The 25887-nt window shown below is 75.7% G+C and carries 14 protein-coding genes; all 14 read left to right on the top strand.

Translation table 11 applies throughout. The features are described from left to right. Positions 1-345 precede the first annotated feature (345 nt). The 14 genes from ACIQPQ_RS26975 (at position 346) to ACIQPQ_RS26910 (ending at position 25811) form a co-directional block, all read left to right on the top strand. On the top strand, positions 346-4569 hold the full coding sequence (locus ACIQPQ_RS26975; protein WP_401308400.1) for an amino acid adenylation domain-containing protein: 4224 nt from the start codon (positions 346-348) through the stop codon (positions 4567-4569). After that, the gene (locus ACIQPQ_RS26970; RefSeq protein WP_401308397.1) at positions 4566-14342 is read left to right on the top strand and encodes an amino acid adenylation domain-containing protein; all 9777 of its coding nucleotides are present in this window, start codon (positions 4566-4568) and stop codon (positions 14340-14342) included. The genes ACIQPQ_RS26975 and ACIQPQ_RS26970 overlap by 4 nt, the downstream gene beginning before the upstream one ends. A 13-nt stretch (positions 14343-14355) precedes the next feature. Continuing rightward, positions 14356-15549, top strand: coding sequence for a GSCFA domain-containing protein (locus ACIQPQ_RS26965; RefSeq protein ID WP_401308394.1), 1194 nt, complete (start codon positions 14356-14358; stop codon positions 15547-15549). A 507-nt stretch (positions 15550-16056) separates the two neighbouring features. Next, positions 16057-16200 (top strand): hypothetical protein, encoded by a 144-nt coding sequence (locus ACIQPQ_RS26960; RefSeq protein ID WP_401308391.1) that lies wholly within the window; start codon positions 16057-16059, stop codon positions 16198-16200. Positions 16201-16257: 57 nt separating this feature from the next. Continuing rightward, the gene (locus ACIQPQ_RS26955) at positions 16258-17136 is read left to right on the top strand and encodes a TauD/TfdA dioxygenase family protein (protein WP_401308389.1); all 879 of its coding nucleotides are present in this window, start codon (positions 16258-16260) and stop codon (positions 17134-17136) included. Between the two features lie 35 nt (positions 17137-17171). Next, the gene (locus ACIQPQ_RS26950; protein WP_401308386.1) at positions 17172-18017 is read left to right on the top strand and encodes a hypothetical protein; all 846 of its coding nucleotides are present in this window, start codon (positions 17172-17174) and stop codon (positions 18015-18017) included. 60 nt (positions 18018-18077) lie between these two features. Further along, positions 18078-18965, top strand: a complete 888-nt coding sequence (locus tag ACIQPQ_RS26945) for a hypothetical protein (RefSeq protein ID WP_383777927.1) — start codon at positions 18078-18080, stop codon at positions 18963-18965. Continuing rightward, positions 18952-20673: a GH3 auxin-responsive promoter family protein gene (locus ACIQPQ_RS26940; protein ID WP_401308384.1), complete on the top strand. Its 1722-nt coding sequence runs from the start codon at positions 18952-18954 to the stop codon at positions 20671-20673. Before ACIQPQ_RS26945 ends, ACIQPQ_RS26940 begins: the two co-directional genes overlap by 14 nt. Then, positions 20670-21620, top strand: coding sequence for a class I SAM-dependent methyltransferase (locus tag ACIQPQ_RS26935; RefSeq protein ID WP_401308381.1), 951 nt, complete (start codon positions 20670-20672; stop codon positions 21618-21620). The genes ACIQPQ_RS26940 and ACIQPQ_RS26935 overlap by 4 nt, the downstream gene beginning before the upstream one ends. Continuing rightward, the gene (locus ACIQPQ_RS26930; protein WP_401308378.1) at positions 21617-22876 is read left to right on the top strand and encodes a hypothetical protein; all 1260 of its coding nucleotides are present in this window, start codon (positions 21617-21619) and stop codon (positions 22874-22876) included. Before ACIQPQ_RS26935 ends, ACIQPQ_RS26930 begins: the two co-directional genes overlap by 4 nt. After that, positions 22873-23685 carry a DUF6182 family protein gene (locus ACIQPQ_RS26925; protein WP_401308375.1) on the top strand — a complete coding sequence of 271 codons (813 nt, stop codon included), beginning with the start codon at positions 22873-22875 and terminating at the stop codon, positions 23683-23685. Before ACIQPQ_RS26930 ends, ACIQPQ_RS26925 begins: the two co-directional genes overlap by 4 nt. A 138-nt stretch (positions 23686-23823) precedes the next feature. Next, positions 23824-24357, top strand: a complete 534-nt coding sequence (gene cpt / locus ACIQPQ_RS26920; RefSeq protein ID WP_401308372.1) for a chloramphenicol phosphotransferase CPT — start codon at positions 23824-23826, stop codon at positions 24355-24357. Between the two features lie 86 nt (positions 24358-24443). After that, complete coding sequence (locus ACIQPQ_RS26915) at positions 24444-24956, top strand: SRPBCC family protein (RefSeq protein WP_401308370.1); 513 nt, start codon at positions 24444-24446, stop codon at positions 24954-24956. 138 nt (positions 24957-25094) lie between these two features. After that, complete coding sequence (locus ACIQPQ_RS26910) at positions 25095-25811, top strand: hypothetical protein (protein ID WP_401308367.1); 717 nt, start codon at positions 25095-25097, stop codon at positions 25809-25811. The last annotated feature ends 76 nt before the right edge of the window (positions 25812-25887 follow it).

The raw sequence follows: 25887 nt of genomic DNA, 5'->3' as shown, positions 1-25887 counted from the left end.
GTCCGCCGCGGCCTGGTCCGGGCGCCCTGATCACCGCTCCGACCTGCGACAACTCTGTTGCATACAAGCGGTGTTAGGTGAGTGGGGGACAGAAGTCAAGTGTTGACAGGATTTCGCGCCGTGGCTGATGATCACGGCTGTGCAGGCGTTCCGCGGAGAACTCCATTCGCCGCGAACGCGAGATTTTCCGAATGATTTACCAGGATTCCGTTCATCGACCCGACCCCGCATTCGCGCGGCCCCCGCCGCCGGGCGGAACGCCCCCGACCGTCGGATGTCCGGTGACCCCGGCCCGGCCGAGTCCGCCAGCCCAGTCCGACCGACCAGTAAGGCCAGGTAGTACCGGTGCCGACCACCCCCCATCCGGTTTCCGCTGCCTCCAGCACCGCCCCCGCCGCCCCCAACCGTGATCCGGACGGTGTCGCCGACGACCGGCGCACCCGGGTCCGGCCCGCCTCGTTCGCCCAGCAACGGCTGTGGTTCCTCTCCCAGTTGCGGGGCGGCGGCACCGCGTACAACGAGACCCTCGCCTTCACCCTCACCGGCCCGCTCGACCGACAGCTCCTCGCCGCCGCCTTCGACGTGCTGACGGACCGTCACGAGACATTGCGGACGCGGCTGGTCGCCGAGGCCGGGGGAGTGGTCCAGCACATCGACCCGCCCGGCGGCGGCTTCCCGCTCGCCTTCGAGGACCTTGCCGGGGCGCCCGACGCGGACGCCCGCGTCGCCGCACGCCAGCGCGAGGAGGCGGCCACGGCCTTCGACCTGGAGCACGGCCCCCTGGGACGCGGGCGCCTCCTCGCCGTGCGCCCCGACCGCCACGTCCTGCTGCTCACGTTCCACCACAGCGTCTACGACGGCGCCTCCCTGAACGTGATGATGCGCGAACTCGGCCCGGTGTACGAAGCGTTGGCCGCCGGACGGGCCCACCCGCTCCCGGATCTCCCGGCCCAGTACGCCGACCACGCGCACCGCCAGCGGGAGGCCGTCCTCGGCGGTGCCCTCGCCGTGCAGGAGGAGTACTGGGTCCGTACGCTCGCCGACGCGCCCACCCTCCTCGAACTGCCCACCGACCGCCCCCGCCCGGCCGAGCAGTCCTTCGACGGCGGCCGGGTCGAGTTCCGTCTCGACGCGGACGTCACCGCCGCGCTGCGGGTCCTCGCCCGGTCCTGCGGGGCGACCCCGTTCGTGGTGGTGCTGACCGGCTGGGCGCTGCTGCTGGCCCGGCTCTCCGGGCAGGAGGACATCGTTGTCGGCACCCCCGTGGCCAACCGGCGCGGCGCGGAGGCGTCCGGACTGATCGGCTTCCTCGTCAACTCCCTCCCGATCCGCGTCGACCTCTCCGCCTCCCCGACCGTCGCCGAGGCCGTGACGCGGGTCCGCGCCGTCGTGCGGGACGCCCTCGCCCACCAGGACCTGCCGTTCGAGCGGGTCGTCGAGCGCGTCAACCCGCCGCGCAGCGCCGCGTACACGCCGCTGTTCCAGACGATGCTGGCCTGGGTGCCGGACCGGCGGGACCTGCTGGACATAGCCGGGGTCGAGACCCGGCCGCTGCCCATCGCGGACGCCCCGGCCAAGTTCGACCTGGCCGTGGCCGCCACCGAGTCCGAGGGACGCGTCACCGGCGAACTCGACTACGCGACCGCCCTCCTGGACCACGCCACCGCCGAACGCTGGACCGACCACCTGGTCCGACTCCTGACCGGCATGGCCCGCCACCCCGAACGCCCGGTCACCGAACTGGAGTTGATGGACGAGGCGGAGAGCCGCAGGCTGATCCTCCTGGGCGACGCCGCCCGCCCCGACGCCGGAACGGCGGCCCCCGGGGACGGGCCCCGCGACGTACGGGCGGTGTCCGTCGAGGACGGGCCGCAGGGCGTACGGGCGGTGTCCGCTGCGGACGGGGAGCCCGACGTCGACGCGGAGCCCACCGCCGCGCCCCCTTCCGCCGACGATCCTTCCGCTCCCGGCGAGGACCCCCTCGCCGCCGCCCTCCGTTCCGCCACCGGCCTCGTCGACCTCGTCGAGGCGCAGGTCAGGGCCCGTCCCGAGGGGCAGGCGGTCGTCGACGCCGACGGCGGCCTGGACTACGCGGGCCTCGACCGCCGTGCCAACCGCCTCGCCCACGCCCTCGTCGCCCGCTCCGTCCGCCCCGGTGACGTCGTCGGACTGCACGCGGGACGCACCCGCGACCTGCTCGTGGGCCTGCTGGGCATCCTGAAGGCGGGCGCCGTCTACCTGCCCCTCGACCCCGGCCAGCCCCACGACCGGCTGACCGGCATGGTCGAGGACGCCGTGTGCCCGCTGGTCCTCACCGACCACGCCCCCGCCGACCGCCCCGCCGCCTGGCTCGACCTGACCGCCGTCGAAGCCGAGGGGACCACCGGGGACACCCCGCCGCAGGGCGTCCACCGCGCGCCCGACCAACTGGCGTACGTCATCTTCACGTCGGGCTCCACCGGCCGCCCCAAGGGCGTCGCCGTCGAGCACCGCAGCGTCCTCAACCTGTTCGCGACCTGGCACGACCGGATGGGCACCGCGCCCGGTGAACACGGCTCGGCCTGGTCCAGCATCGGCTTCGACGCCTCGATCCACGAACTGCTCCTCCCGCTCACCACGGGCGGCGTACTGCATCTCGTCCCGGATCAACTGCGCGGCGATCCGGCCGCGTTCCTGGCCTGGATGCGCGAACACGCCGTCACCCAGGCGTTCCTGCCGCCCGCCTACGTCAAGTGGATCGACGAGGACCCCGCCGAACGCCTCCGCGACCTGCCGCTGCGCAGGCTCCTCACCGGCGTCGAGTCCCTCACCGAGGCCGCCCTGCACCGGATGACCGAGCACCTGCCCGGCCTGCGGATCTGCTTCGGCTACGGACCCACCGAGGCCACCCTCTACAGCACCGCCCACCACGACGTCCGCCCGCTGGAGCGGCCCTGCCCGATCGGCCGCCCCCTGCCCGGCACCCGCCTCTACGTCCTCGACGCCCTCCTGCGCCCCGTCCCGCCCGGCGTCGTCGGCGAGGTGTACCTCGGTGGCGCCTCGCTGGCCCGCGGCTACCTCGGCCGCCCCGACCTCACCGACGAACGCTTCCTGCCCGACCCGTACGTGCCCGGCGCGCGGATCTACCGCACCGGGGACCTGGCCCGCCGGGACCCCGACGGCGTCGCCCACTACGCGGGCCGCGCCGACGACCAGGTGAAACTGCGCGGATTCCGCATCGAGCCCGCCGAGATCGAGGCCGCCCTCACCGCGCTGCCCGGCGTCCGCGAGGCCGTCGTCCTCCTCGACCGCGACGCGCCCGGCGGCCCCCGCCTCGTCGCGGGCGTCGGCCGGGGCACCGGCCCCGCCCGCTCCGCCGGGGACTGGCGGGCCGCGCTCGCCCCCCGCCTCCCCGACTACATGATCCCCGGCGCCTTCGTCGACCTCGACGCCCTGCCCCTCAACCGCAGCGGCAAGGTCGACCGGCGGGCCCTGCTCGACCTCGCCCGCGCGCAGGCCACCGACCAGGTCAACACCGCCAGCCCGCGCGACCACGTCGAGCACGCCCTCTACCGGATCTGGCAACGCGTCCTGCTCCACCCGGAGATCGGCGTCCGCGACAACTTCTTCGACATCGGCGGCACGTCCCTCTCCGCCATCAAGATGGCCCACGAGGTCGGCGAGGCCCTCGGCCGGACCCTGCCGGTCGCCGAGGTCGTCGCCCGCCCGACCATCGAGCAGCTGGGCGCCCACCTGCGCGCGGACGGGCCCGACACCCCGCCGGGCAGCCTCATCGAGTTCCGGCCGGGCACCGGCCCCCGCGTGGTCTGTGTCCACCCCGCGGGCGGCACCGCCTTCTGCTATCTGCCGCTCGCCGCCCACCTCCCCGAACAGGCCGGGCTGTACGGCATCCAGTCGCCCGGTGTGAACCCCGGCGAGGCGCTCCAGCCCACCGTCGAGACCATGGCCGCGCACTACCTCCGCCTCCTCGAACCCCTGGGCCCCGGCCCCCTCGTCCTCACCGGCCTCTCCTACGGCGGCCTCGTCGCCCACGAGATGGGGCGCCGCCTCGGCCGTACCGGACGCCGGGACGTCAGCGTCGTCCTCCTCGACACCCAGGCCACCGACGACGCCGAGGCGCGCGCCGCCATCACCCCTGTCGACGCGCAGGAGTTCCGCGACAAACTCGTGAGGTTCAACGGGATGTATCCCGGCATCGACGACGCCCAGGTCGAGCGCTACTTCCGCATCTACAACCACAACCGGCTCACCGCCCGCGACCACCTCCCCGCCCCGTCGCCCACCCGGCTCACCCTCGCGGAAGCCGTCACGGACGGCACCGACAGCTCCTTCCACGCGGAGGTCCGCGCCTTCTGGGAGCGGCGCGCCGAGGGCGAGTTCCGGGTCGAGACGCTCAAGTGCGACCACTGGGAGATCCTGGAGGGCGAGCACGCCGCCCACGTCGGTGCCCTCCTGACGGCCGAACTCGCGCACGTCGAGGCACGATCCGCCGACCCGGCGGCGCCACCCGCGCCCCCTCAGTCGCTCGGCTCCGTGGCCGACACCCGCAGGACGGGGGAGACCCGATGACCTCCCCCTCCGCCGAAGGGAACTCCCGCTCCTGCGGTACGCGTTCCGCCTTCGCCGAACCGAACTCCTCCTCCACCGACACGGCTTCCCTCCTCGCGGCCGCCATCCTCGATCACGCCCGCCGTACGCCCGACGCCTCCGCCGTCGAGGACGGCTCCCGGACGCTCACCTACGCCGAACTCGACTCCCTCAGCGGCCGGGTGGCCGACCGGCTGCGCGCCCGAGGGGTGCGCCCCGGACACGCGGTCGCGGTCCGCCTGCCCCGCTCCTGGCACCTGGTCTGCGTCCTGCTCGGCATCCGCCGCGCCGGGGCCACCGTCGTCCCCCTGGACCGGCTCAGCCCGCCCGACCGCCGACGGCACATCCTGCACGACTCCCGCGCCGTCGCCGTGGTGGCCGATCTCTCGGACCCCTCGGGCCCGTCCGACGGCCCGGAGGCGGAGACGACGATCCTGGACCTCACCCTCCTCCTGGACGACCAAGTGCAGGCCCAGGCAGAGGCGTTGCCGCTCCCGGCATCTTCCCCCGAGGACGACGGCACCGCCTTCGTCTTCTACACCTCGGGCAGCACCGGCCGGCCCAAGGGCGTCGAGGTCACCGACGAGGGCGTCCTGCGCCTGGCCCGGCCCGGCTACATCGACCTGCCGTCCGGCGCCCGGTACGCCTGCCTCGCCAACCCCGCCTTCGACGCGCTGAGTTTCGAGGTGTGGGCGCCGCTGCTGACGGGCGGCGTCTGCGTGGTCCTCGACGACGCCACGGCACAGAGCCCGCACGCCTTCACCGCCGCGCTGCGGGAACGCCGTGTCGACACGGTGTTCCTCACCGTCGCCCTGTTCAACGCGATCGTGGAACAGGTCCCCGACTGCTTCGCCACCACCGGCCAGGTCCTCGTCGGCGGCGAACAGCTCAACGCCCGCCTCATCCGCCGCAGTTACGCCGCCGCCCCGGCGTCCCGCACGGTCCTGCACAACGTCTACGGCCCCACCGAGGCCACGACGTTCGCCCTGTGCCACCCGATTCCCCGCGACTTCGACGGCGACACGATCCCCATCGGCACCGCCCTCCCCGGCACCGGCCTCCTGCTCCGCACCCCCGACGGCCGCACCGCCGAACCCGGCGAGGTCGCCGAACTCCTGCTGTCCGGAACCGCGTTGGCGCGCGGCTACCGCAACCTGCCCGAACAGACCCGCGCCGCCTTCGTAGACCTCCGCCACGAGGACGGCGGCACCCGCCGCTGGTACCGCACCGGCGACCTCGTCCGCCACGACACCGAGGGCCGCGTCACCTACGTCGGCCGCGCGGACCGCCAGGTCAAGGTACGCGGCTTCCGCATCGAACCCGGCGAGGTGGAGCGCGCCCTCCTCGCCCATCCGGCTGTCGGTCAGGCGTACGTGTGCACCCGCCGCGACGCCGAGGACCGCAACGAACTCCTCGCCTTCCTCGTCCTCGACGACAGCGGGGAACAGCCCGCCGCAACGCGGACCGCCGCGACGAACCCCACCGCCGCCCAGCCCGCCGGAACCCGGCCCGACGGAGCGTTGCCCACCGGAACCCGGCCGGAAGATCCCGCCGACGGCCCGTCCCCCGACCTCTCCTTCGACGCCTACGACCGCCACCTCGCCGCCGCCCTGCCCCCGTACATGAGGCCGCACCGCACCCACCTGGTGCCCGCGCTGCCGCTGAACGCCAACGGCAAGGTCGACCGGGAGGCCCTGCTGCGCGACCCCGGCACGCCCTGGCGGGCCGACGACCCGGCGGCCGCCCCGGTGACCGCCGCGCAGCGTCCGGTCCTGGACCTCGCCGAGACGATCCTCGCCGTCGACGGGCTGCGGCCCGGCGACCGTTGGATTCCCCACGGCGGCGACTCCCTGAAGGCCCTCCGCTTCCGCTTCGCGATCATGGCCCGCCACGGTGTCGACCTCCCGCAGGACCTCGTCCTCACCGCCGATTTCGCCACCCTGGCCGCCGCCGTGCACGCCGCCGAACCCTCCGCGGGCGAGCATCCGCCGCTCCCCGCCGCCGACGGCGATCCGCGCACCGCGCCCGCCACCGGCGAGCAGGAACGCCTCTGGCTCCTCCACCAGCGCGACCCCGGCGACCGCTCCTACGACGTGCCGCTCGCCTTCCGCGTCCGGGGCGCCGTCGACCACGAGGCCCTGCGCCACGCCCTGCGCCGCTCGGTCGAACGCCACCCGGCCCTCCGCACCCGCCTCGTCCCCGGACCCCAGGGCCTGACCCAGCGCACCGAGGACCCCTACGACCCGTACACCCCCTGCGCGGTCCCGCCCGGGGAGGCGTGGCAGGCCGGCGCCGACCGGTTCTTCGCCCGCCCCTTCGACCTCACCGACCCCCGGATGCTGCGCGCCACCTGGCTGGAGCGGCCCGACGGCGGCGTCCTCGTCCTGCACCTCCACCACGCCGCCGTGGACGGCTGGTCCCTCGGCCTGCTGTTCCACGACCTGACCGCCGACTACGACGCCCACCGCGCGGGACGGCCCGACGGCCCGGAGCACACGGCCGAGGACCCCCCTCCCGTCACCCCGCTCGACCTCGCCCGCTGGCAGCGCGCCTGGCACGCCACCCCCGCCTACGCGGACCGCCGGACCCGGCTGCGCGCCCGCTACGGCCACGACGGCGACCCCTCACCCGCCCTGCCCGCCCCCGCCTCCCCTCCCGGCGGTCCGGACGGCCCCGGGGCCGGGCTGCTGCGCACCTCCCTCGACCTGGTGCGGCGCGCCGCACTCGACCGCCGGGCCGCCGCACTCGGCCTCACCCGCTTCCAGTTGCTGGTCTCGGCGTTCGCGGCGAGCGTGTACGGCGTCTCCGGGCAGACCCGACCGCTCATCGCCACCCCGGTCGCGGGACGGCCCCGCCCCGAGTTCGCGGGCGCCGTCGGCATGTTCGCCAACACCGTCCTCCTCGACCTCCCCACACCGCCCCGCGCGTCGCTCGGTGACCTCCTCGCCGGGCACGCCGACCGGGTCCGGGCCGTCCTCGCGGACCAGGACGTCGCGCTCGCCGACGTCCTCACCGCCCCGGCGCTGCGTCCCCGCGACCCGCTCTTCGACCACCTCTTCGTGCTGGAGAACACCGAGTTCTCCGCGCTGCGCCTCGACGGCTGCGAGGTCCGCCCCGAGTGGCCGCAGCCACTGGGCGCCAAGTGTGCGCTCACCCTGTCGGTGGTGGAGCACGACGCCGGGTTCGACTGCCTGTGGGAGTACCGCGACGACTTCGGCGCCGACCGCGCGGAGGCCGCCGGGCGCCTCTTCCGCCAGGCACTCGACCACCTCACCGGACACGCGGGCGACCCGGACACCCCCCTGCGCGACCTGGTCGGCCCCTACCGGCACGCGCTGCCCGACCTCGGCCGCGGACCGCTCCGCCGGCCCGACTTCACCACGATCGCCGAGGGGTTCGCCCGGCAGCGCGCCCGCACCCCCGACGCCCCGGCCGTCACCGACGGCACGCAGACCCTCACGTACGCCGAACTCGACGCCCAGGCCAACGAGTTGGCGGCCTCCCTGCTGGACCGGCACCCGCTGCCCGCCGATCCGGCCGCGCCGGCGGCCGTCGCGCTGCACCTGCCGCCCTCCGCCGAACACGTCGTCGCCCTCCTGGCCGCCGCCCGCCTCAACCTCACCGTCGTCCCCCTCGACCCGGCCTACCCACCCGCCCTCCTGCGGCACGTCCTGGCCCAAGCCGCACCCCTGTGCGTGCTCACGGCCCCCGACGACGCGCCCACACCCGACGCCCCGTCACCCGGCACCGCATCCGGCGACCCGTCGCCCTCCGCCGCCGCGTCCCTCGACGCGATCGCCCCCGCGTCGCTGCCGCGCCACCCCGTCGTCCTCGCCGCAGCCCCCGCGGCGGCCCCCGTCGCCCACGACCACCGGGGACAGCGCCCGCTCTACACCCTCTTCACCTCCGGGTCGACCGGAACCCCCAAGGGCGTCCAGGTCCCCGACCTCACCCTGTGCAACCTGCTGCACTGGCAGCGCACCGACGGCGGGCTCGAACGCCCCGCCGTCACCCAGCAGTTCTCCATGCTCTCCTTCGACGTCTCCTTCCAGGAGATCTTCACCACCCTCTGCTCCGGCGGTCTGCTCCGCCTCATCGACCCCGCCTGGCGGCACGACGTGCCCGCCCTCCTCGACCAGCTGGAGACCGGGGGAGCGGAACGCCTCTTCCTGCCCTACGTCGCCCTGCAACTCCTCGCCGAACACGGTGTCCGCACCGGCCGGTTCCCCTCCCGGCTCCGTGAAGTCGTGACCGCGGGGGAGCAGTTGGTGTGCACCGACGCCGTCCGCCGCTGGTTCGCCGGACTGCCGGACGCCCGCCTGTTCAACCACTACGGCCCCACCGAGACCCACGTCGTCAGCGGGCTGCGCCTCTCCGGCAACCCCGCCGACTGGCCGCTGCGCCCCGCCATCGGCCGCCCCGTCGCGGGCGCCGTGCTGCGCGTCGTCGACGAGCACGGCGGCCCCGTACCGCCCGGAGTCACCGGCGAACTACTCATCGGCGGCCTCATGGCCCACCGCTGCTACCTCGGCGACCCCGCCGCCCACGCCGACCGGTTCGCCCCCGACCCCGACGACCCGCGCGACGGCGTCCTCTACCGCACCGGCGACCTCGCCCGCTTCGACCAGGACGGCCTGCTGCACTACGCGGGCCGCGCCGACAGCCAGGTCAAACTGGCCGGGCACCGCCTCGAACTCGGCCAGGTCGAGGCGGCGTTGCTCCAGTACCCCGACGTCGTCAACGCGCTCGCCACCGTCCACGACGGGCAGCTCGTCGCCGCCCTCCAGTGCCGCGGTGACGACCCCGACCCGGCCGCACTCGCCGCCCACCTCGCCGGACTGCTCCCGCCGCACGCCCGCGTCGCCCGCTTCCGCCGCCTCACCCGGCTGCCCCGCACCCCCAGCGGCAAGCTCGACCGGCGCGCCGCCCTCACCGCCGAGGGCCACGACCTGCGCCCCTCCGGGACCCGCGCCACCGCCCTGTCCCCGCTGGAGAGCAGACTCACCGAGCTGTTCGAGACGGTCACCGGCCGCCCGGTCGGGCCGGGGGAGCGCTTCTTCGACGCGGGCGCCACCAGCCTCGACCTCATGCGCTTCCAGCTCCGCTGCGCCGGGGAACCCGACGGCACGCTCGCCTTCACCGTCCCGGACCTCTTCGAGCACGTCACCGTACGCGCCCTGGCCCGGCTCATCGAGCACCGCGCCACGCCCCGGAACGCCGCCACGGTCGGCGAACCCGCCCGCGCCCCGCAGGACTTCAGCGCCCCCGACGACGCCCGCGCCGCGGAGCACTTCCGTGCCACCGACGCCGCCCTCGCTCCCGACGCCGCTTCCGCCACCGGCGACGCCCGCGTCCCCGGCGACGACCCCGTCGCCGTCGTCGGCATGGCCGTACGGCTGCCCGGCGCCCCCGACCTGGCCGCCTTCTGGGACCTGGTCACCTCCGGACGCCGCGGCATCGAGCACTTCTCCGCGCCGGACGGCCGGGTCGGCGCCCGCAGCCAGATGGACGGGCTCCTCGCCTTCGACCCCGGCCGGTTCACCCTCAGCCCCGCCGAGGCCCGGCTGATGGACCCGCAGCAGCGGCACCTGCTGATGACCGCCGTCGAGGCCCTCGCCCACGCCGGGATCGGCGACCCCGCCGCCGCCCGCGTGGGACTCGTCGCGGCCTGCGGCGAGAACACGTACTTCCAGGACATGCTCCGCACCGGCGACCCCGCGGCGCTCCCCGACGCCTTCCGCCTCGCCCTGCACCACGAGAAGGACTTCCTCGCCACCAAGGCCGCCTACCACCTCGGCCTCACCGGCCCCGCCTTCACCGTCCAGTCGGCGTGCTCCAGCTCCCTCGTCGGCGTGCACGTCGCCGCCGGACTGCTCCGCCAGGGCGACGCCGACGTCATGCTCGTCGGCGGCGTCCTCGTCGACACCGGCCTCACCGACGGCTACACCTACCGGCCGCAGCACATCTTCTCGCCCGACGGCCACTGCCGGCCCTTCAGCGCCGACGCCGCGGGCACCGTCGGCGCCAGCGGCACCGGCATGATCGTCCTGAAACCCCTCAGCGCCGCCCGCCGCGACGGCGACACCGTGTACGCCGTCATCACCGGCTCCGGCATCACCAACGACGGCTCCGACAAGCTGAGTTACAGCGCCCCCGCCCAGGCCGGGCAGCGCGCCGCGATCCGTACCGCCCTGCACCGCAGCGGCCGTACCGGGGCCGACCTCGGCTACGTCGAGGCGCACGGCACCGGCACCCCCCTCGGCGACCCCGTGGAGACGGCCGCGCTGCGCGAGGCGTACGGCCTCACCGCCGACGCGCGCCTGGCGCTGTCCTCGGTGAAGAGCCAGATCGGCCACCTCGGCGCCGCCGCGGGCGTCGTCGGCCTGGTGCGCGCCGTCCTCGCCGTCCACCACGGCGTCGTCCCGCCCACCGCCGACTTCGACCGTCTCAACCCCGCCATCGAGGACGGGCCGTTCCGCGTCCCCGTCACGGCCGAGCCCTGGCCCGCGGACCGGCCCCGCGTGGCCGCCGTCAGCAGCTTCGGCATCGGCGGCACCAACGCCCACCTGCTGCTGGAACGCCCCGAGGAGGGCCGTACGGCGGCGTCCCGCGAGCCGTCCCCCGACCCGTCCGCCGCGCCGCCGCTCCTGCTGCTGTCCGCCGCCTCCGCCGCGGCCCTCCGCGCGGACCGGCACCGTGTCGCCGACTACCTCGCCGCCCACCCCGAGACCTACCCGCGGGTCCTGCGGCACCTCCGCTCCGGCCGACCCGTCCTCGGCCACCGGGCGGCGGCCGTCTGCCCCGACGCCGCCTCCGCCGTCACCTGGCTCCGCTCACCCGAGGACACCCGGTCCCGCCCCGCCCCGTCGGAGAGCACGGACCCCACCGACCCGTACGCCCTCGCCGCGGCCTGGGCCGCCGGGCACCCCGTCGACCTGCCGCCCGGCCCGGCCCCCGCGCCCTGGGACTTCCCGCCGCCCGCCCTCGACACCACCGACCACGACTTCCCCCGCGTGGCCGCGGAGAGCACGCCGCCCGCGTCCACCGGACCGGACCGGCTGCCCGCCGACCGGTGGCTGCACCAACTCCAGTGGACCCGGCTGCGCCGCGCGCGCCCGCACACCGACCGGGCCGCACGCGCCGCCGTGGTGGTCGTCGCCCCCGGCACGGACCCCGCCGCATGGCGGTGCCTGACCGACCACTACGCACGGGTGGTCCTCGTCGAGACCGCCGCGCCGGGCACGCCCTTCACCCGCCACGACGACGACCACTACGCCGTCGACCCCGCCGACACCACCCACCTCACCGCCCTCCTCACTCTCCTCACCCGCACCACCGACCCCGCGCGCCCCGACGCCCCCGCCCCGGCCTGGGACTGGCTGCACGCGCTGCCGCTCGCCCTCGGCGAGGGCCCCGGCGACCCGGCCGGCCTGGAGACGGCCCAGTGGGCCTGCCTCGACACGGTCGCCGCCCTCGCCCGCGCCCTCTCCGAGACACCCCCGCAGACCCGGCCCCGTGTCTGGCTGCTGTCGCGGCGGGCCCAGCCCGTCGACGGCACCGTCCGCGTCCCCGCGGCGGCACTGCTCGCCCCGGCGGTCGAGACCCCGCGCCAGGAACTGGGCGTCACCCTCAGGTGGTTGGACCTCCCCGACGACCGCCCCGCCGCCTGGGCCCACCTCCTGCCCGACCTGCCCACCCCCGCCGCGACCGGCACGGCCGACGCCCACGCCGTACCCGTCCTCGCCCTCCGCGACGGCTTCTGGTGGCACCGGTCCACCCAGCCGGTCCCGGCGCCCCGCCCGGCCCCCGCCGCCGACACCTCCGCCGCGCCCGGCACGTACCTCGTCCTCGGCGGGACCGGCGGCATCGGCGGCACCCTCGCCGCCCGCCTCCTCGCCCACCCCGGCACCCGTACGGTCCTGGTCTCCCGGCACGGCACGGCCCCCGCCGCGACCCGCCCGTACGGAGACCGGGTCACCGTCGTACGGGCCGACCTCGCCACCGAGGACCCCGACACGGTCGCCCAGCGGCTCGCCCCGCACCTCGACGGCCTCACCGGCGTCGTCCACGCCGTCGGCACGGCCGCGGGCGGCCTCCTCGCCCGCCGCGACCCCGCCGTCGCCCGCCACGCCACCGTGGCCAAGCTGCGCGCCGCCCTGCTCGTCGAACGGCTCATCGCCTCCCACGCCCCGGACCTCGTCGTGTACTGCTCCTCGGCCGCCGCCCTGCACGGCGGCGTCGGCCAGTTCGACTACGCGGCCGCCAACGCCTACCTCGACGCCTGCGCGCACACCCCCGACGCCGAGGCCGCAACCGTCCGGGTGAGCGTCGGCTGGGACGCCTGGCGCGAGGTCGGCATGGCGGCGGACACCGCCCGCACCGGCGACGCCCGCCACCGGGCCCACCTGGCGGTGGCGCTCACCCCCGAGGACGGCACCGCCGTCTTCGAGCAGGCCCTGGACCTGCGACTGCCCCATCTGCTGGTCAGCACGGTGGAGTGGGACAGGGCCCGCGCCTTCTACGGTCCCGGGCCCGGCGACCGTCACCTCGCCGCCCGCCCTGGTACGTCGGCGTCCCCCGACACCGATGTCCTGCCGGGAGCGCACCGGCCGTCCACCCCGGTCGAGCCGTCCGCCGACGGGACCGCCGGACCCGACCCGGCCGCCGATCTCGCCGACCTCCTCGCCGAGTTGCTGGGCGTGGACACCGTCGACCCGGCCGCCCCGCTCTACGACCTCGGCGCCGACTCCCTCACCCTCCTGGAACTGATCGACGAGATCAAACGCCGCTACGGCACCGACGTCAGCCTCTCCGGGCTCAGCCACCGGGTCACCCTCACCGAGATCCTCGGCCACCTCGACACCGCCGCCCACCGCGCCACCGGCGGCCCCGGCGCCCTGCCGGACATCGAGGTCTGGCAGCGCGGGACGGGCCGCGACGTGCTCTGCCTGGTGCACCCGGTCGGCGGCGACATCCAGGCCTACCGGCCCCTGGTGTCCGCGCTGCCCGACACCCTCACGGTCTGCCTGATCGCGGACCCCGCCCTGCGCGACCCCCGCCCCTCGGCGCGGTCCCTGACCGCACGCGCCGCGTCGTATCTCCACGCCGTACGCGCCGAGTTCCCGGCACCCGACCACCGACTCCACCTCGCGGGCTGGTCGTTCGGCGCGTGGGCGGCGCTCTCCATGGCGGCCCTCGCCGAACGCGACGCCAGCCCCGGCCAACCGGTCCGGCCCGCCGCCGAGTTGTACCTGATCGACCCGCCGCCGCCCGGAGCCGGGGCCCGCCTCGCCGCCTACGACGACCGGCAGGTGGACGCCGTGTTCGCCCGCGAACTGAGCGGCAACGCCGCCCACCGGCTCACCCCGACCGGCCGCGCCTACGCAGAGGGCCTGGCCCGCTGCTGCCGCGCCAACCTCGCCGCCATGGCCGACCACCGCCTCCCCCACCTGACCCGCACCCCGGCCGTCCTCTGGCTGGCCGACCGCGCCGTCACCACCCCGGACGCCACCGCCGCATCCGAGGTGACGCCCGCCCCGGTGCCGGTCCTCGCCCCCGAACCGACCGCCCCCGGCGCCTGGAACGCCCACCTCCCCGTCCTGCGCACCCACCACATCGACGCGGACCACTACCAACTCGTCGCCGCCCCGCACGTCGAGGCGATCGCCGACGTCATCGCGTCCGCCGCACCAGAGTCCGGCACACCGGCCGACGCCCCCGGCGCACCGCGTCCGCCCGCCCGGCAGCAGTCCTGAGGAGAGCCTTCCCGTGCCGACGACCACCCCCGCGTCACCCAACCCCTACACGCGCCAACCCGCGCGCGCCTTCTGGCGTACCGCCGTCGCCGAACCGGAACCGGCGGACATCACCGCACTCTGGACGCCGAAGTTCACCATCGGACCGGACGACCCGGTGATCACCGCGGGCTCCTGCTTCGCCCGGCACATCGGCCGCGCCCTCCTAGACGAGGGCATGCACTGGTACGACGCCGAACCGCCCCCGCCCGGCCTGACCGCCGCCGCACGCGAGGACCGCGGCTACGGCCGCTTCTCCTTCCGCACCGGCAACGTCTACACGGCCGCCGCGCTCCGCCAGTGGGTGGCCTGGGCGCTGGACGCCGAGCAGCCGCCCCAGGAGTACTGGGAGGAGGACGGCAGGTTCCACGACCCCTACCGGCCCAGTCTGGAACCGGACGGGTTCGCCACGCCCGAGGCCCTGGCCGCCTCCCGCGCGGTCACGCTGGCCGCCCTGCGTCGCGCCCTGCTCAAGGCCGACGTCCTCGTCTTCACGCTCGGCCTGACCGAGGCCTGGCACGACACCGTCACCGGCACCGTCCTGCCCATGTGCCCCGGCACCGTCCGCGGCACCTTCGACCCCGCCCGCCATGTGCTGCGCAACCACACAGTGGCCCAGGTGCACCGGGACCTGACCGACACGCTCGCACTGGCGCACACGGTGAACCCGGCGCTCAGGACGATCCTCACCGTGTCCCCGGTGCCGCTGACGGCCACCGCCACCGACCGCCACGTGCTCGTCGCGACCACCCACTCCAAGTCCGTGCTGCGGGCCGCCGCCGGGCAACTCGCCGACGAGTCCCCGGACGTCGACTACTTCCCGTCGTACGAGATCGTCACCGGACACCCCTACCGCGCCGCCTTCTACGCGCCCAACCTGCGCACGGTCACCCCCGACGGCGTCGCCTTCGTGATGCGGCACTTCTTCACCGCCCTCGACGTCGGCGGCCCCACGGCCCCCGACCGCCCCACCGCTCCGCCCGCCGGGCCCGGCCACCACCCCGCCCCCGCCTCCGCCCCCGCCCCCGTTCCCGCTCCCGTCTCCGGTGGAGAGGACCCCTGGTGTGACGACGCCGTGCTCGACTACTACCGCCCCGACAGCGACAGCGACAGCGACCGGGGTCGGGGCCGAGGCTCCGTCTCCGGCGAGGTTCCTCCTGCTGGGTGACTCGCACGCCGGATGCGTGGGGCGGGCGGCGCGCGCGGCCGATCTGCCCTTCGCGGGCGGCCCGATCGGGTCCGGGCGGGACTTCCTCGGCCCGTTCTGCGCGCCGGGCGGCGCCGACGGCACCGACGTCACCTTCAAGGACGCCGAGGCGGACCGGCTGTACCGGGAGGCGCTGGACGCGCTGGACGTGCGGGCGCTCGGCGCGCTGTCCGTGCCCCTGGTGTGCACGTTCGGGCTGAGCCTGCACACCGTGGCCACCCGCCAGAACTGGGACGTCCACCGCGATCCGGGCGGCGACCTGCCCGAGGCGTTCCTGCGCGGCCCGCTCTTCGCGGCCCTGGTCACCGCGTACGTACGCGGCGCGCTCGCCTTCTACGACCGGGCGCTCGCCCTCGGGCTGCGCGTGCTGGCGCCGCTGCCCCCGCAGCGCGTCCCGCCCATGTCCGACGCGCGGGTCTTCACCGCCGCTCAGGAGGTCGTCCGTACCGAACTCGCGCCGCGCGCGGTGTGGAGATCGTCGACCTGCGGGCCCGCGTCACCGACGCTTCCGGCCTCCAGCGCCGCGCCTTCAGCCAGGCGGACGACCCGATCCACGGCAACCTCGCCTTCGGCCGCCTCGTCGTCCGCGCACTCCTCGACCGCGGCCTCTGAACCATCCACCCCCCAGACTCCGCACCGGAGTTCCCGCATCACCCCAAGGAGGTCCTCGTGGAGGACTACGCGCTCCAGGCCGTCGAACGGCTCACCACCCGCACCGCCGAACCGTACGAGACCCTTTCCGTCGAGCCGATCACCCCGCTGCTCGGCGCGGAGGTCTCCGGCCTCGACCTCTCCCGCGAGCTGACGCCCACTCAGGAGAAGGAGCTGATGCGGGCGTTCCGCACCCACCACGTCCTCGTCTTCCGTGACCAGGACATCACCCCCGAGGAGCACAAGCGGTTCGCGCGCCTCTTCGGCGAGCTGCACCCCGTCGCGCTCGCGGCGGAGGGGTCCGACCCGTACATCCTCGACATCAAGGCGGACAAGGAGTCCCGCAACGTCGCGGGCAACGGCTGGCACGCCGACGGCACCGCCGACGCCGAACCCTCCCTCGGCTCGATGCTGTACATCACGACCGTCCCGGAGGGCGGCAGCGGCGGCGACACCCTCTTCGCCAACATGCACCTCGCCCACGAACTGCTCTCGCCCGCGATGCGTACCTTCCTCGGCGGCCTGACCGCCCTGCACGACGGCGCGCTGCCCTGGACGGCCGCCGGGATGACGCCGCCGCCCGAGTACGACGTGCCGCGCACCGAGCACCCCGTCGTGGTCCGCCACCCCGAGACCGACCGCAAGCTGCTGTTCGTCAACGCGCCCTACACCTCGCACATCACCCAGCTCGCCAAGCCCGAGAGCGACGCCCTGCTGGCGATGCTCTACGCGCACATCGCGCGCACCCCGCTGCTGCACTGCCGGGTCCGCTGGCAGGCGCGCACCCTGGTCCTCTGGGACAACCGCAGCGTGCAGCACCACGCCGTGTGGGACTACTTCCCGCACACCCGCGAGGGCCGCCGTATCGCCGTCGACGGCAGCCCCCTCCACGCCTGAGCCCACGGAACGGACGGAAGCCGAGGCGCCCCACCATGACGACGACCCCCGACGGCGCGCACGCGTTCCTCGCGGCACTGAAGGCCGCCGACCCGGACCCGCCGCCCGCCACGAGCACCGCCGCGAGGACCGGCGGGAGCAACGGCGTGAGGACCGGCGGGAGCACGGGTGGGGCGCCCCCGCCCGCCTGGCTGTGGCGGCTCGCCCGCGTCCTGCACGCCGCCCTGCCGCCGGACTCCGCCGACGGCTGGGCGGTCCGCCTCGCCGCCGTCCCGTACCCGCCCGGCCTGCGGGCGGCCCACCTCTGGCAGGGGACGACGGTCCTGCCCCTCCTCGCCGCGCACACCCCGCCCGCCGACCGGGCCGCCCTCGCGACGCTCGGGACGCTGCACCGTGAGGCGGCCCGCGGCACCCCCGCCGCCCCGGACACCTGGCGTGCCGCGCTGGAGCCCGCCCTGCGGCACCTGTTCGACGCGGCCTACGACCGGTCGGGCGCCTACGCCGAGGCCCACCGCAACGCGCGCGCCTACGCCGTCGCCGCCGGACACGACCCGGCCGAGGCCGACGCCTACGGCCACGCGTACGCCCGCCTCAGCACCGAGGCGGGCGCCCGCGACACCGCCGACGCCCACGCCGAGGCCGTCGGACGGGCCCTCGCCCACGCCTACGCCACCGACTGCGCCCAGCGGTATGCCGACTCCTGGCCGGACGCCCACCTGCGCGCCGTCCTGCGGGCCACCGCCGCCTCCGCCGTACCCGCCTCCGCCGCACCCGCCCCCGGCGTGCCGGGAGAGCCCCGGCAGACACCCGTGACCGCGCTCGCGGAGGGCCTCCTGACCGCGCTCGGCGCCGCGGCCGGGAATGCGGAAAAGAGAATCTAATGTTCCGCCTAGTCTTGCCGTGCCTTAGCGAAAACTTCGCTCCCACTTAGCGAAAGGCTGTTGACCGGCCCCACGCCGCTGACCAAGCTGATCTCCGTACCGGTGCGGCCGTTCCACCCGTGCGGAGTCGGCACCAGCAGCGACAACTCCGGGAATTCCGGCAGGGGAGGGAAACGCGCCATGCTGTCCGGCCGCAGCGAGTTATCGCCGTACCGGCCCCTTTCGCGCGGTCCGGCCGACGCGTATTCCGCCGGCCCGCACGAACGCCTTTCGCGGCGCCACGCGGAAGCACCCGAAACGGAATCCGCGCCTCGCGCCGTACCGCCGTTCTGCGTCCTCCTCGGGCCCGACTACGCCGGGAAGTCCTCCGTGCTCGCCGAACTGCGGCGCACCGACGCACCCTGGCGGCTGGTCTCCGTCGACGACACCTTCCTCGCCCCCGAACACGCCCTCATCGGGCGGCTGCGCCGCGACGTCGTCAAGGACGTGGCGCCGCACACCGCCCGCTGGTCCCCGGACTTCCTCGCCGCGATGGTCCACACGGCCGTCGTCCACCTCCGCGACCAGATCGTGGGCGGCGACCCGTGGACACCGGTCGTCGTCGACTCGTACTACTACAAGTTCCTCGCCAAGTGCCGCCTCGCCGGGGTGCCCGACGACCCCCTGCTGACCTGGTGGCGCTCCTTCCCCCGGCCCGACCGGGTCATCTACCTCGACGTCGCCCCCGAGAGCGCCTGGCGCCGCTCCCGCGACGGCGCCGACCTCAACTGCCTGGAGTACTACGGCCCGAGCCCCGAGCCGTACGGATTCCGGCGCTACCAGACCGACCTCGACCGGCTGGTCCGCGAGGAGATCCGGGACCTGCCCGTGACCGTCCTCGCCGAACAGGCCGACGCCGCGCGGACCGCGGCCACCGTACGGGAGCTGATCGCCCATGAACTCGGTTGACCCGCAAGGGGAACAGGACCGCGCGTCCCGCTACACGGCGCGCGTCCTCGCGGAACGGGCGGGCCTGCTCGCCGCCCTCGCCGACCCCGCCGCGCAGCAACAGCGCGTCCTCACCGACCTGCTGGAGTTCAACGCGGGCACCGACTACGGCACCGCGCACGGCTTCGGCCGGATCCGCACCCTCGACGAGTTCCGCCGGGCCGTCCCCGTCCAGACGTACGCCGACCTCGAACCGTGGATCGAGCGCAGCGCCGCCGGGGAGACGAACGTGCTCACCGCCGACCGCCCGGCCGTCTTCTTCACCAGCAGCGGCAGCACCGGCGCCCACAAGAAGATCCCGGTTACCCCGCGCTTCATGCGCACCACGTTCTTCCCGTTCTACTACGCGGCCTGGGCGCCCCTCGTCTCCCACTTCCCCGAGGTCCTCGCCCGCCCCGACGCGGTCCTCAACCTCAAGCACGACCCGCTGACCGCGCCGCCCACCACCAGCTCCGGCAAGCCCCATGTCGGCGCCAGCCAGGTCGACTTCGGCACCACCTTCGGCGAACCGCTCTCCGCCGAACCCGGCACCGACGCCCCCTGGGGCGCGCTGCCCGTCCCGGTCGCCGCGCAGGACCACCTGGAGAAGGCCTACCTGCGGCTGCGGCTCGCCGTCACCGGCGACGTCCGCTGCGTCATCGGCATCAACCCCGCCATGGTCGCCGCCGTCCCGCACCAGCTCCGCCAGTGGTGGCCGCGCATCGTGAAGGAGATCCGCGACGGCACCCTCGGCGGCCTCCCGCACGGCAGCCCCGACCCGGCCCGCGCCGCCGAACTGGAGTCCCTCGCCGACCGGTTCGGCACCGTCCGGCCCGCCCACGTGTGGCCCCGGATGCGCGCGATCTTCTGCTGGACGACCGGCCTCGCCACCCTCTACCTGCCGCGGCTGCGCGAGGAGTTCGGCGCGGGCGTCACCGTCCTGCCCGCCCCCGTCGCCGCCTCCGAGGGGCCCGTCGGCGTCGCCCTGGACCGGCACGGCAGCGCGGGCAGCCCCGTCGTCACCGCCTCCGTCTACGAGTTCGTCGACGCCGACGCCGACCTCACCCCCGACGCCGACACCCTGACCCTCCAGGACCTCGAACCCGGCCGCGACTACCACGTCGTGTTCAGCCACGTCGGAGGCCTCTACCGCTACGCCGTCGGCGACGTCGTCCGCGTCACCGACCGCACCCACGGCGTGCCCCGCCTCGCCTACGCGGGCCGCGCGGGCCGCAGCGACCAGGCGGGGGAGCGGCTGCGGGAGGCCCAGGTGACCCGCGCCCTGGCCGACGCCCTCGCCGCCACCGGACTCGAACTGCGCAACGCCGCCTGCCGGGTGGAGCCCGCGCCGGGCACCGACGGCCCCGGACGGTACGTGTTCGCCGTCGCCCCCACCACCCCCTGGCACGACGAGGAGGCCGACGCGTTCGCCGCCCGCCTCGACGAGGGACTCGCCCGCGAGTCCGCCGGCTACGGCGCCGCCCGCGCCGCGGCCCGCCTCGCCGCCCCCACCACGCTCAGGCTGCCCGGCGACGCCTTCCTGCGCGACTGGCAGGACACCGTCGCGGGCGGCGTACGGCCCACCCAGGTCAAGGACCGGCTCTTCCGGCAGGACCCCGCCCAGTGGGAACGCCTGGTCGGCCCCACCGCGACCGCACCGGACCCACGGCCCACGGAGGACCCCGCATGACCACGCACCACGACGCCCCCCGGACCGAGGACCCCACGACCGGGCCCGAGGACACCACCACCGGGGCCGGAAACCCCGGGGCCGCCGACGCCGACGGGCTGGGGCCGCTGGAGCGGACCGCGCTGCTCACCGCCGCGCTGCGGGCCGCCGAGACCGGACGCCCCGACCGCCTCTACAGCGACCCCTACGCCGCCGTCCTCGCCGGGACCACCGGCCCCGCCCTGCTCGCCGAGGTCGCCGCGGCCGGAGCCCGCCCCACCGACGGCCAGGAGGTGCCCAGCACCCCTGACTTCAACGCCATCCGCACCCGCTTCCTCGACGACCACCTCCGCGACCTCACCACCCGCGACGGCATCCGCCAGGTCGTCCTGGCGCCCGCCGGACTCGACACCCGCGCCTGGCGCCTCGACTGGCCCGACGGCACCCGCTGGTTCGAGATCGACCGGCCCGCCGTCCTCGCCCACAAGCACGACCGCCTCGGCGACGCCGTACCCCGCGCCGACCACCGCTCCGTCCCCGCGGACCTCCTCGCCCCCGGCTGGGAGGACGCCCTGACCGCGGCGGGCTACGACCCCGCCCTGCCCTCGGTGTGGGTCCTCGAAGGGCTCCTCTACTACCTCCCCGAGGCGGAGGTGCGCGGCCTGCTCACCCGGATCGCCGCGTTCACCGCCCCCGGCAGCGCCGTCGCCGCCGACCTCGTCAACACCACCGCCCTCACCCTCCCGCACATGAAGCCGCTGCTCGACGTGTTCGCGGAGTGGGGCGCGCCCTGGATCTTCGGCGTCGACGAACCCGAGGACCTTCTCGCCGCGTGCGGCTGGACCGTGCGCGCGCTCCAACCGGGCGAGGACGGCGCCCACTTCGGCCGCTGGCCCGACCCCGTGCCGCCGCGCACCGAGACCGGCGCCCGCCGCGTGTTCTTCGTGCACGGCCGGACCGCCTCGTGAGGGGCGGCACCACCGGACACGGGGCCGCACCGGCGGCGGAGGCGGCCACCGACGCCGCCAGACCGACGGTGCCGGGCCCCCGTGCGGGCGACGGCACCCGCCCCCGGACCGCCGACACGCCCGCCCTGCGCCCCACGGCCGCCCCGCCCGGCCGCCCCCGGGTCCTGCTGGCCCCCGTCACCGTCACCCCCTCCAAACCCCTCACCCCGAGCCACCTCAAGGGCCTGCTCTGGACCGACGTGATGTACCGGGCCACCGCCCACGTCGCCGACGTCACCCTCCGCTACAGCCACACCACCTACCACCCCACCGAACAGACCCTCGGCTTCTGGGAGTTCCTCGACCGCCACCACCCCGACCTCGACCCGTCGACGCTCGACGAACTCGAACTCGGCGCGCTCTACGTCGCGTTCCGCTCCGCGGGCGAACGGGTCCCGGCCGCCGCGCTCCGCCCGTACGCGGACGCCGTCGAGCACGGCTGGACCCACCCCGCCGCCGCCCGCGTCCTCGACATCTGGACCGCGCAGTACGCCGAACTCGGCCTGCACGACCCGGGACTGCGCGCCCACCAGCCGCCCGGCCTCAGCACCGAGGCGATGATCGACCGGCTCGGCACGCTCGGCATGTGTCTCGACCAGCGGCCCCTCGGCGGCCCCGTCCTCCTCGACCTCACCCGGCACGGCGTCCCCCTGCGGACCCTGATCGCCCCCGACGGCCGCCCCAACTACCTCGCCTGCGCACTGCGCGAACTCCTCGCCCTGGCACCGGAACACGACGAGGTCGTCCTCCTCTACGACAGCCAGCTCGACCCCGACTACCAGCGCCTGGCCCGCGTCGTGGCCGCCCTCGGCCCGGCCGTCTCCCGCGTCCCGATCGGCCGCGTGCCCATCGACGGCGCGATCCGCTCCGCCCGCGAGGGCGGCTGGCGCGACCACCACGCCGGCACCCTCCTCGCCGCCACCCGCTCCGGACACGACCCGCGGGCCGTACGGCTCGGCCTGCGGCTGTACTTCATCGCCGTCCTGGGCCCCGGCCAGGCCGAGTCGTTCCGCCCCGACCTCCTCCACCAGTGTCTCGGCCGCGCCGCCCGCCTCCTCGCGGCGGCCCGCGACGACGGACAACCGCCGCTCGCCGAACAACTCACCCGCCACCGCCGGACCCGACTCCACATCGACCCCTACCGGTTGACGACCTCCCTCCTGGGCCGCCACCGCCGCACCCCCGCCACCGACCTCCTGACGGGGGTGTTCCTGTGACCACCACCACCGCGCACATCGAGGCGGGCGAGGCCGTCCAGCGGGACCTGCGGGCCACCGTCGCCGACCGGCTGCGCCGGGCCCGCCCCGACCTGGCCGACCGCCACGACCTCACCACCTACGACGGCCTCGCCGCCGCGGGCGCCGAGATCGCCGCGGAGACGGACACGGAGACCGAGCAGGGCGACGGCACGCTCGTCGCGGTCGTGATCCGCGACCTCGACCTCACCGCCTGGGCCCGGCAGACCTGCGCCTACGCCCTCGGCCTGGAACCCGGCCCCGCGCACGTGTGGCGGCGCTCCCTGACCCGTACCGTGTTCGTGGCGGGCAACCCCGCGCACCTCGCCGCCCGCTTCCCACCGGCCCGCACCGCCCCCGACGGCTCGGCCGCCTGGACCGCCCCCGGCCCCCCGATGGCCAGCGCCCCCCTGCGGCGCCTCCTGAAGCTCCTCCAGGCCACCGCCCCCGTCCCCACGGGCCCGGACACCTCCTTCGACGTCCCCGCCCCACCGGACCACCCCCGGCCCACCGACGCCCCCGCGTCCTCGGGGCGCGTCCACCACCTCCACCTGGCCACGGCCGACTGCACCTACTCCGCCGCCCTGGTCCACCTCAACCACGTCCTCGTCGAGGCCGTCCTGGACGGCCTCCTCCGCCCCGGCGACCACGTCGTCCTGCGCCGCGTGCCCCACCTCGGCGGCCCGCCCGCCCCCTACGCCGCCGTACGCGCCGTACCGGACCCGCACCGCCCCGGCCACCTGCGCACCGCCGCCGCCCTCACCGGCCCCCTGCCGACGGGGGCGGACTGACGGGGGCGGGATGACAGGTGGGGCCCGGCGGGGCGGGACGGACGGGGACGGCACGCGTGACCGCGCGCGGACGGCACCCGGCCCTCCCGGACCGAAACCTGTTTCCACGGGCCCGGCCCGCCGTCCTACCGTGTCCCGGTGACGACACGGACGATCATCCTCAACGGCGGCTCCAGCTCCGGCAAGTCGGGCATCGTGCGATGCCTCCAGGCCGTGCTGCCCGACCCCTGGCTCGCCTTCGGCTGCGACGCGTTCGTCGACGCGCTGCCCGCGCGGATGCGGGCCTCGGACGACGGGATCGTCTTCGCCGCCGACGGCGGGGTGAGCGTCGGCGGGGACTTCCGGGAACTGGAGGCCGCGTGGACGCAGGGCGTCGTGGCGACGGTGCGGGCCGGTGCCAGGGTCGTCGTCGACGACGTGTTCCTCGGTGGAGCCGCCTCCCAGGCCCGCTGGCGCGACGCGCTCGGCGACCTGCCCGCGCTCTGGGTCGGCGTCCGCTGCGACAGCGAGGTCGCCGCGGGCCGCGAGACCGCGCGCGGCGACCGCGTCCCCGGCATGGCCGCCGCCCAGGCCGAGGCGGTGCACCGCGGCGTCCGCTACGACCTGGAGGTCGACACCACCCGCGCCGAGTCCCTCGCCTGCGCCCGCGCCATCGCCGCCCACCTCCGCTGACACCCACCGGCCACCCCGCGCCGCAGCGGGCGTCGTACGATCGACTTACTCGCGGGTAATGTGCCCGTGTTCCCGAGGGAGGCACCGTGGCGCGCCGCGTCTTCACCGTGACCCGCAGCATCGTCGTCGACGTCCCGCCCGCCGCGGCCTACGACGCGATCAGCCGACCGGCGGACATGGGCCGGTGGAGCCCCGAGAACCTCGGGACCTCCCCGCGCACCCCCGTCGGCGAGGCCGTCGAGGGCACACGCTTCGAGGGACTGAACAAGCGGGGCCGGTTCCGCTGGGTCACCCGATGCACCGTCACGGCGGCCGAACCCGGCCGCAGGTTCGCCTTCCGCGTCCACGCCATCGGCGTACGGCGGCCCCGGCTGCGCGGGCCGATCGCCACCTGGGAGTACCGCTTCACGCCCGAGGGCGACGGCACCCGCGTCACCGAGTCGTGGACCGACGACCGCCGTTCCTGGCCCGACGCCCTGGCCCACCTCTTCGACCGGGCGGTGACCGGCGGCCGCACCTTCGCCGAGTTCCAGGTCCGCAACATCGACGCCACGCTGCGCAACCTCAAGCGGGAACTGGAGACGACCCCGACGTCCTGAGCGGCGCCCCGGTCGGTCGCCCACCCGCTCGGCCCCCGACCCGCCCCCGCCCGACCGCCGTACGGGCCTGGGCGGCAGGATGGCGCCGACAGGCAAACAGGCAGACAGACAGGCGGACGGACGGTGCGGGGGACAGGCATGCGGTCGTGGGACTTCGACGAGTGGCGGGTCGCGCTGGGCGCGGTCGACCCCCGAGCCGCCGCGCTGGTGGGCCTGGCGGCGGCCGAGCGCATCTCCGGGGCCCTCGGCGACGCGCGCTTCCGGCGCCACGGCGACGCGGCGGCGGAGACGGCCAGGCGCCTCCTCGACCTGTGCTGGACCGGCATCCTCGCGGGCGACGACGCCTCGCGCGCCCGGCTCCACGTACTCGCCGACCAGCTGGCCGACCGGACCGGTGCGTACGTCAGGCGCACCCTGACCGAGCAGTACGGCACCACCGAGGGCCCGGACGCTCACGCGGGCGGCACTTCGGGGGAGACCTTCGCTGAGTCTCTCGACGGGGCCTTCGATGAAGCCCTGGAAGAAGCGCTGGAAGAGGCCGAGTTGGCGGGTGCCGTGATGCTGCACGTCGACGCGCTGACCGCCCTGTCCGAAGCCGCGTCGGCCTGTGCCGGCGGCCCCTGGGACGGCGCCTTCCGCTGCCTCCAGACCACCGCCATGGCGATCTCCGGGGACGGGCCCGGACAGCCGGGGCCGGGCGCCGAGACCCGGCGGCAGTACGAGGACCTCGCCCTCCTCCGAGCGGTCCCGGTCGCCGGACTGGACCGGGCAGCCGCGGAACTGCGGGTGCGCGCACAGGCGGTCGCCCATGAATGGCGCCGGGCCGCCGAGCGGCTCGACCTCCTGGACGACTGAGACCAGTCCGGCGGCGGTCTCCGCTCCGCCCGGATGCGGTCCTCCCCACCGCCCGGAGGGACGTCCTGACCACGGC

The organism is Streptomyces sp. NPDC091281 (genome assembly GCF_044757425.1).
Taxonomy (GTDB): Bacteria; Actinomycetota; Actinomycetes; order Streptomycetales; family Streptomycetaceae; genus Streptomyces.
Note: the sequence above shows the minus strand (reverse complement) of the source record. Positions and strands in the feature narration are given on the sequence as shown.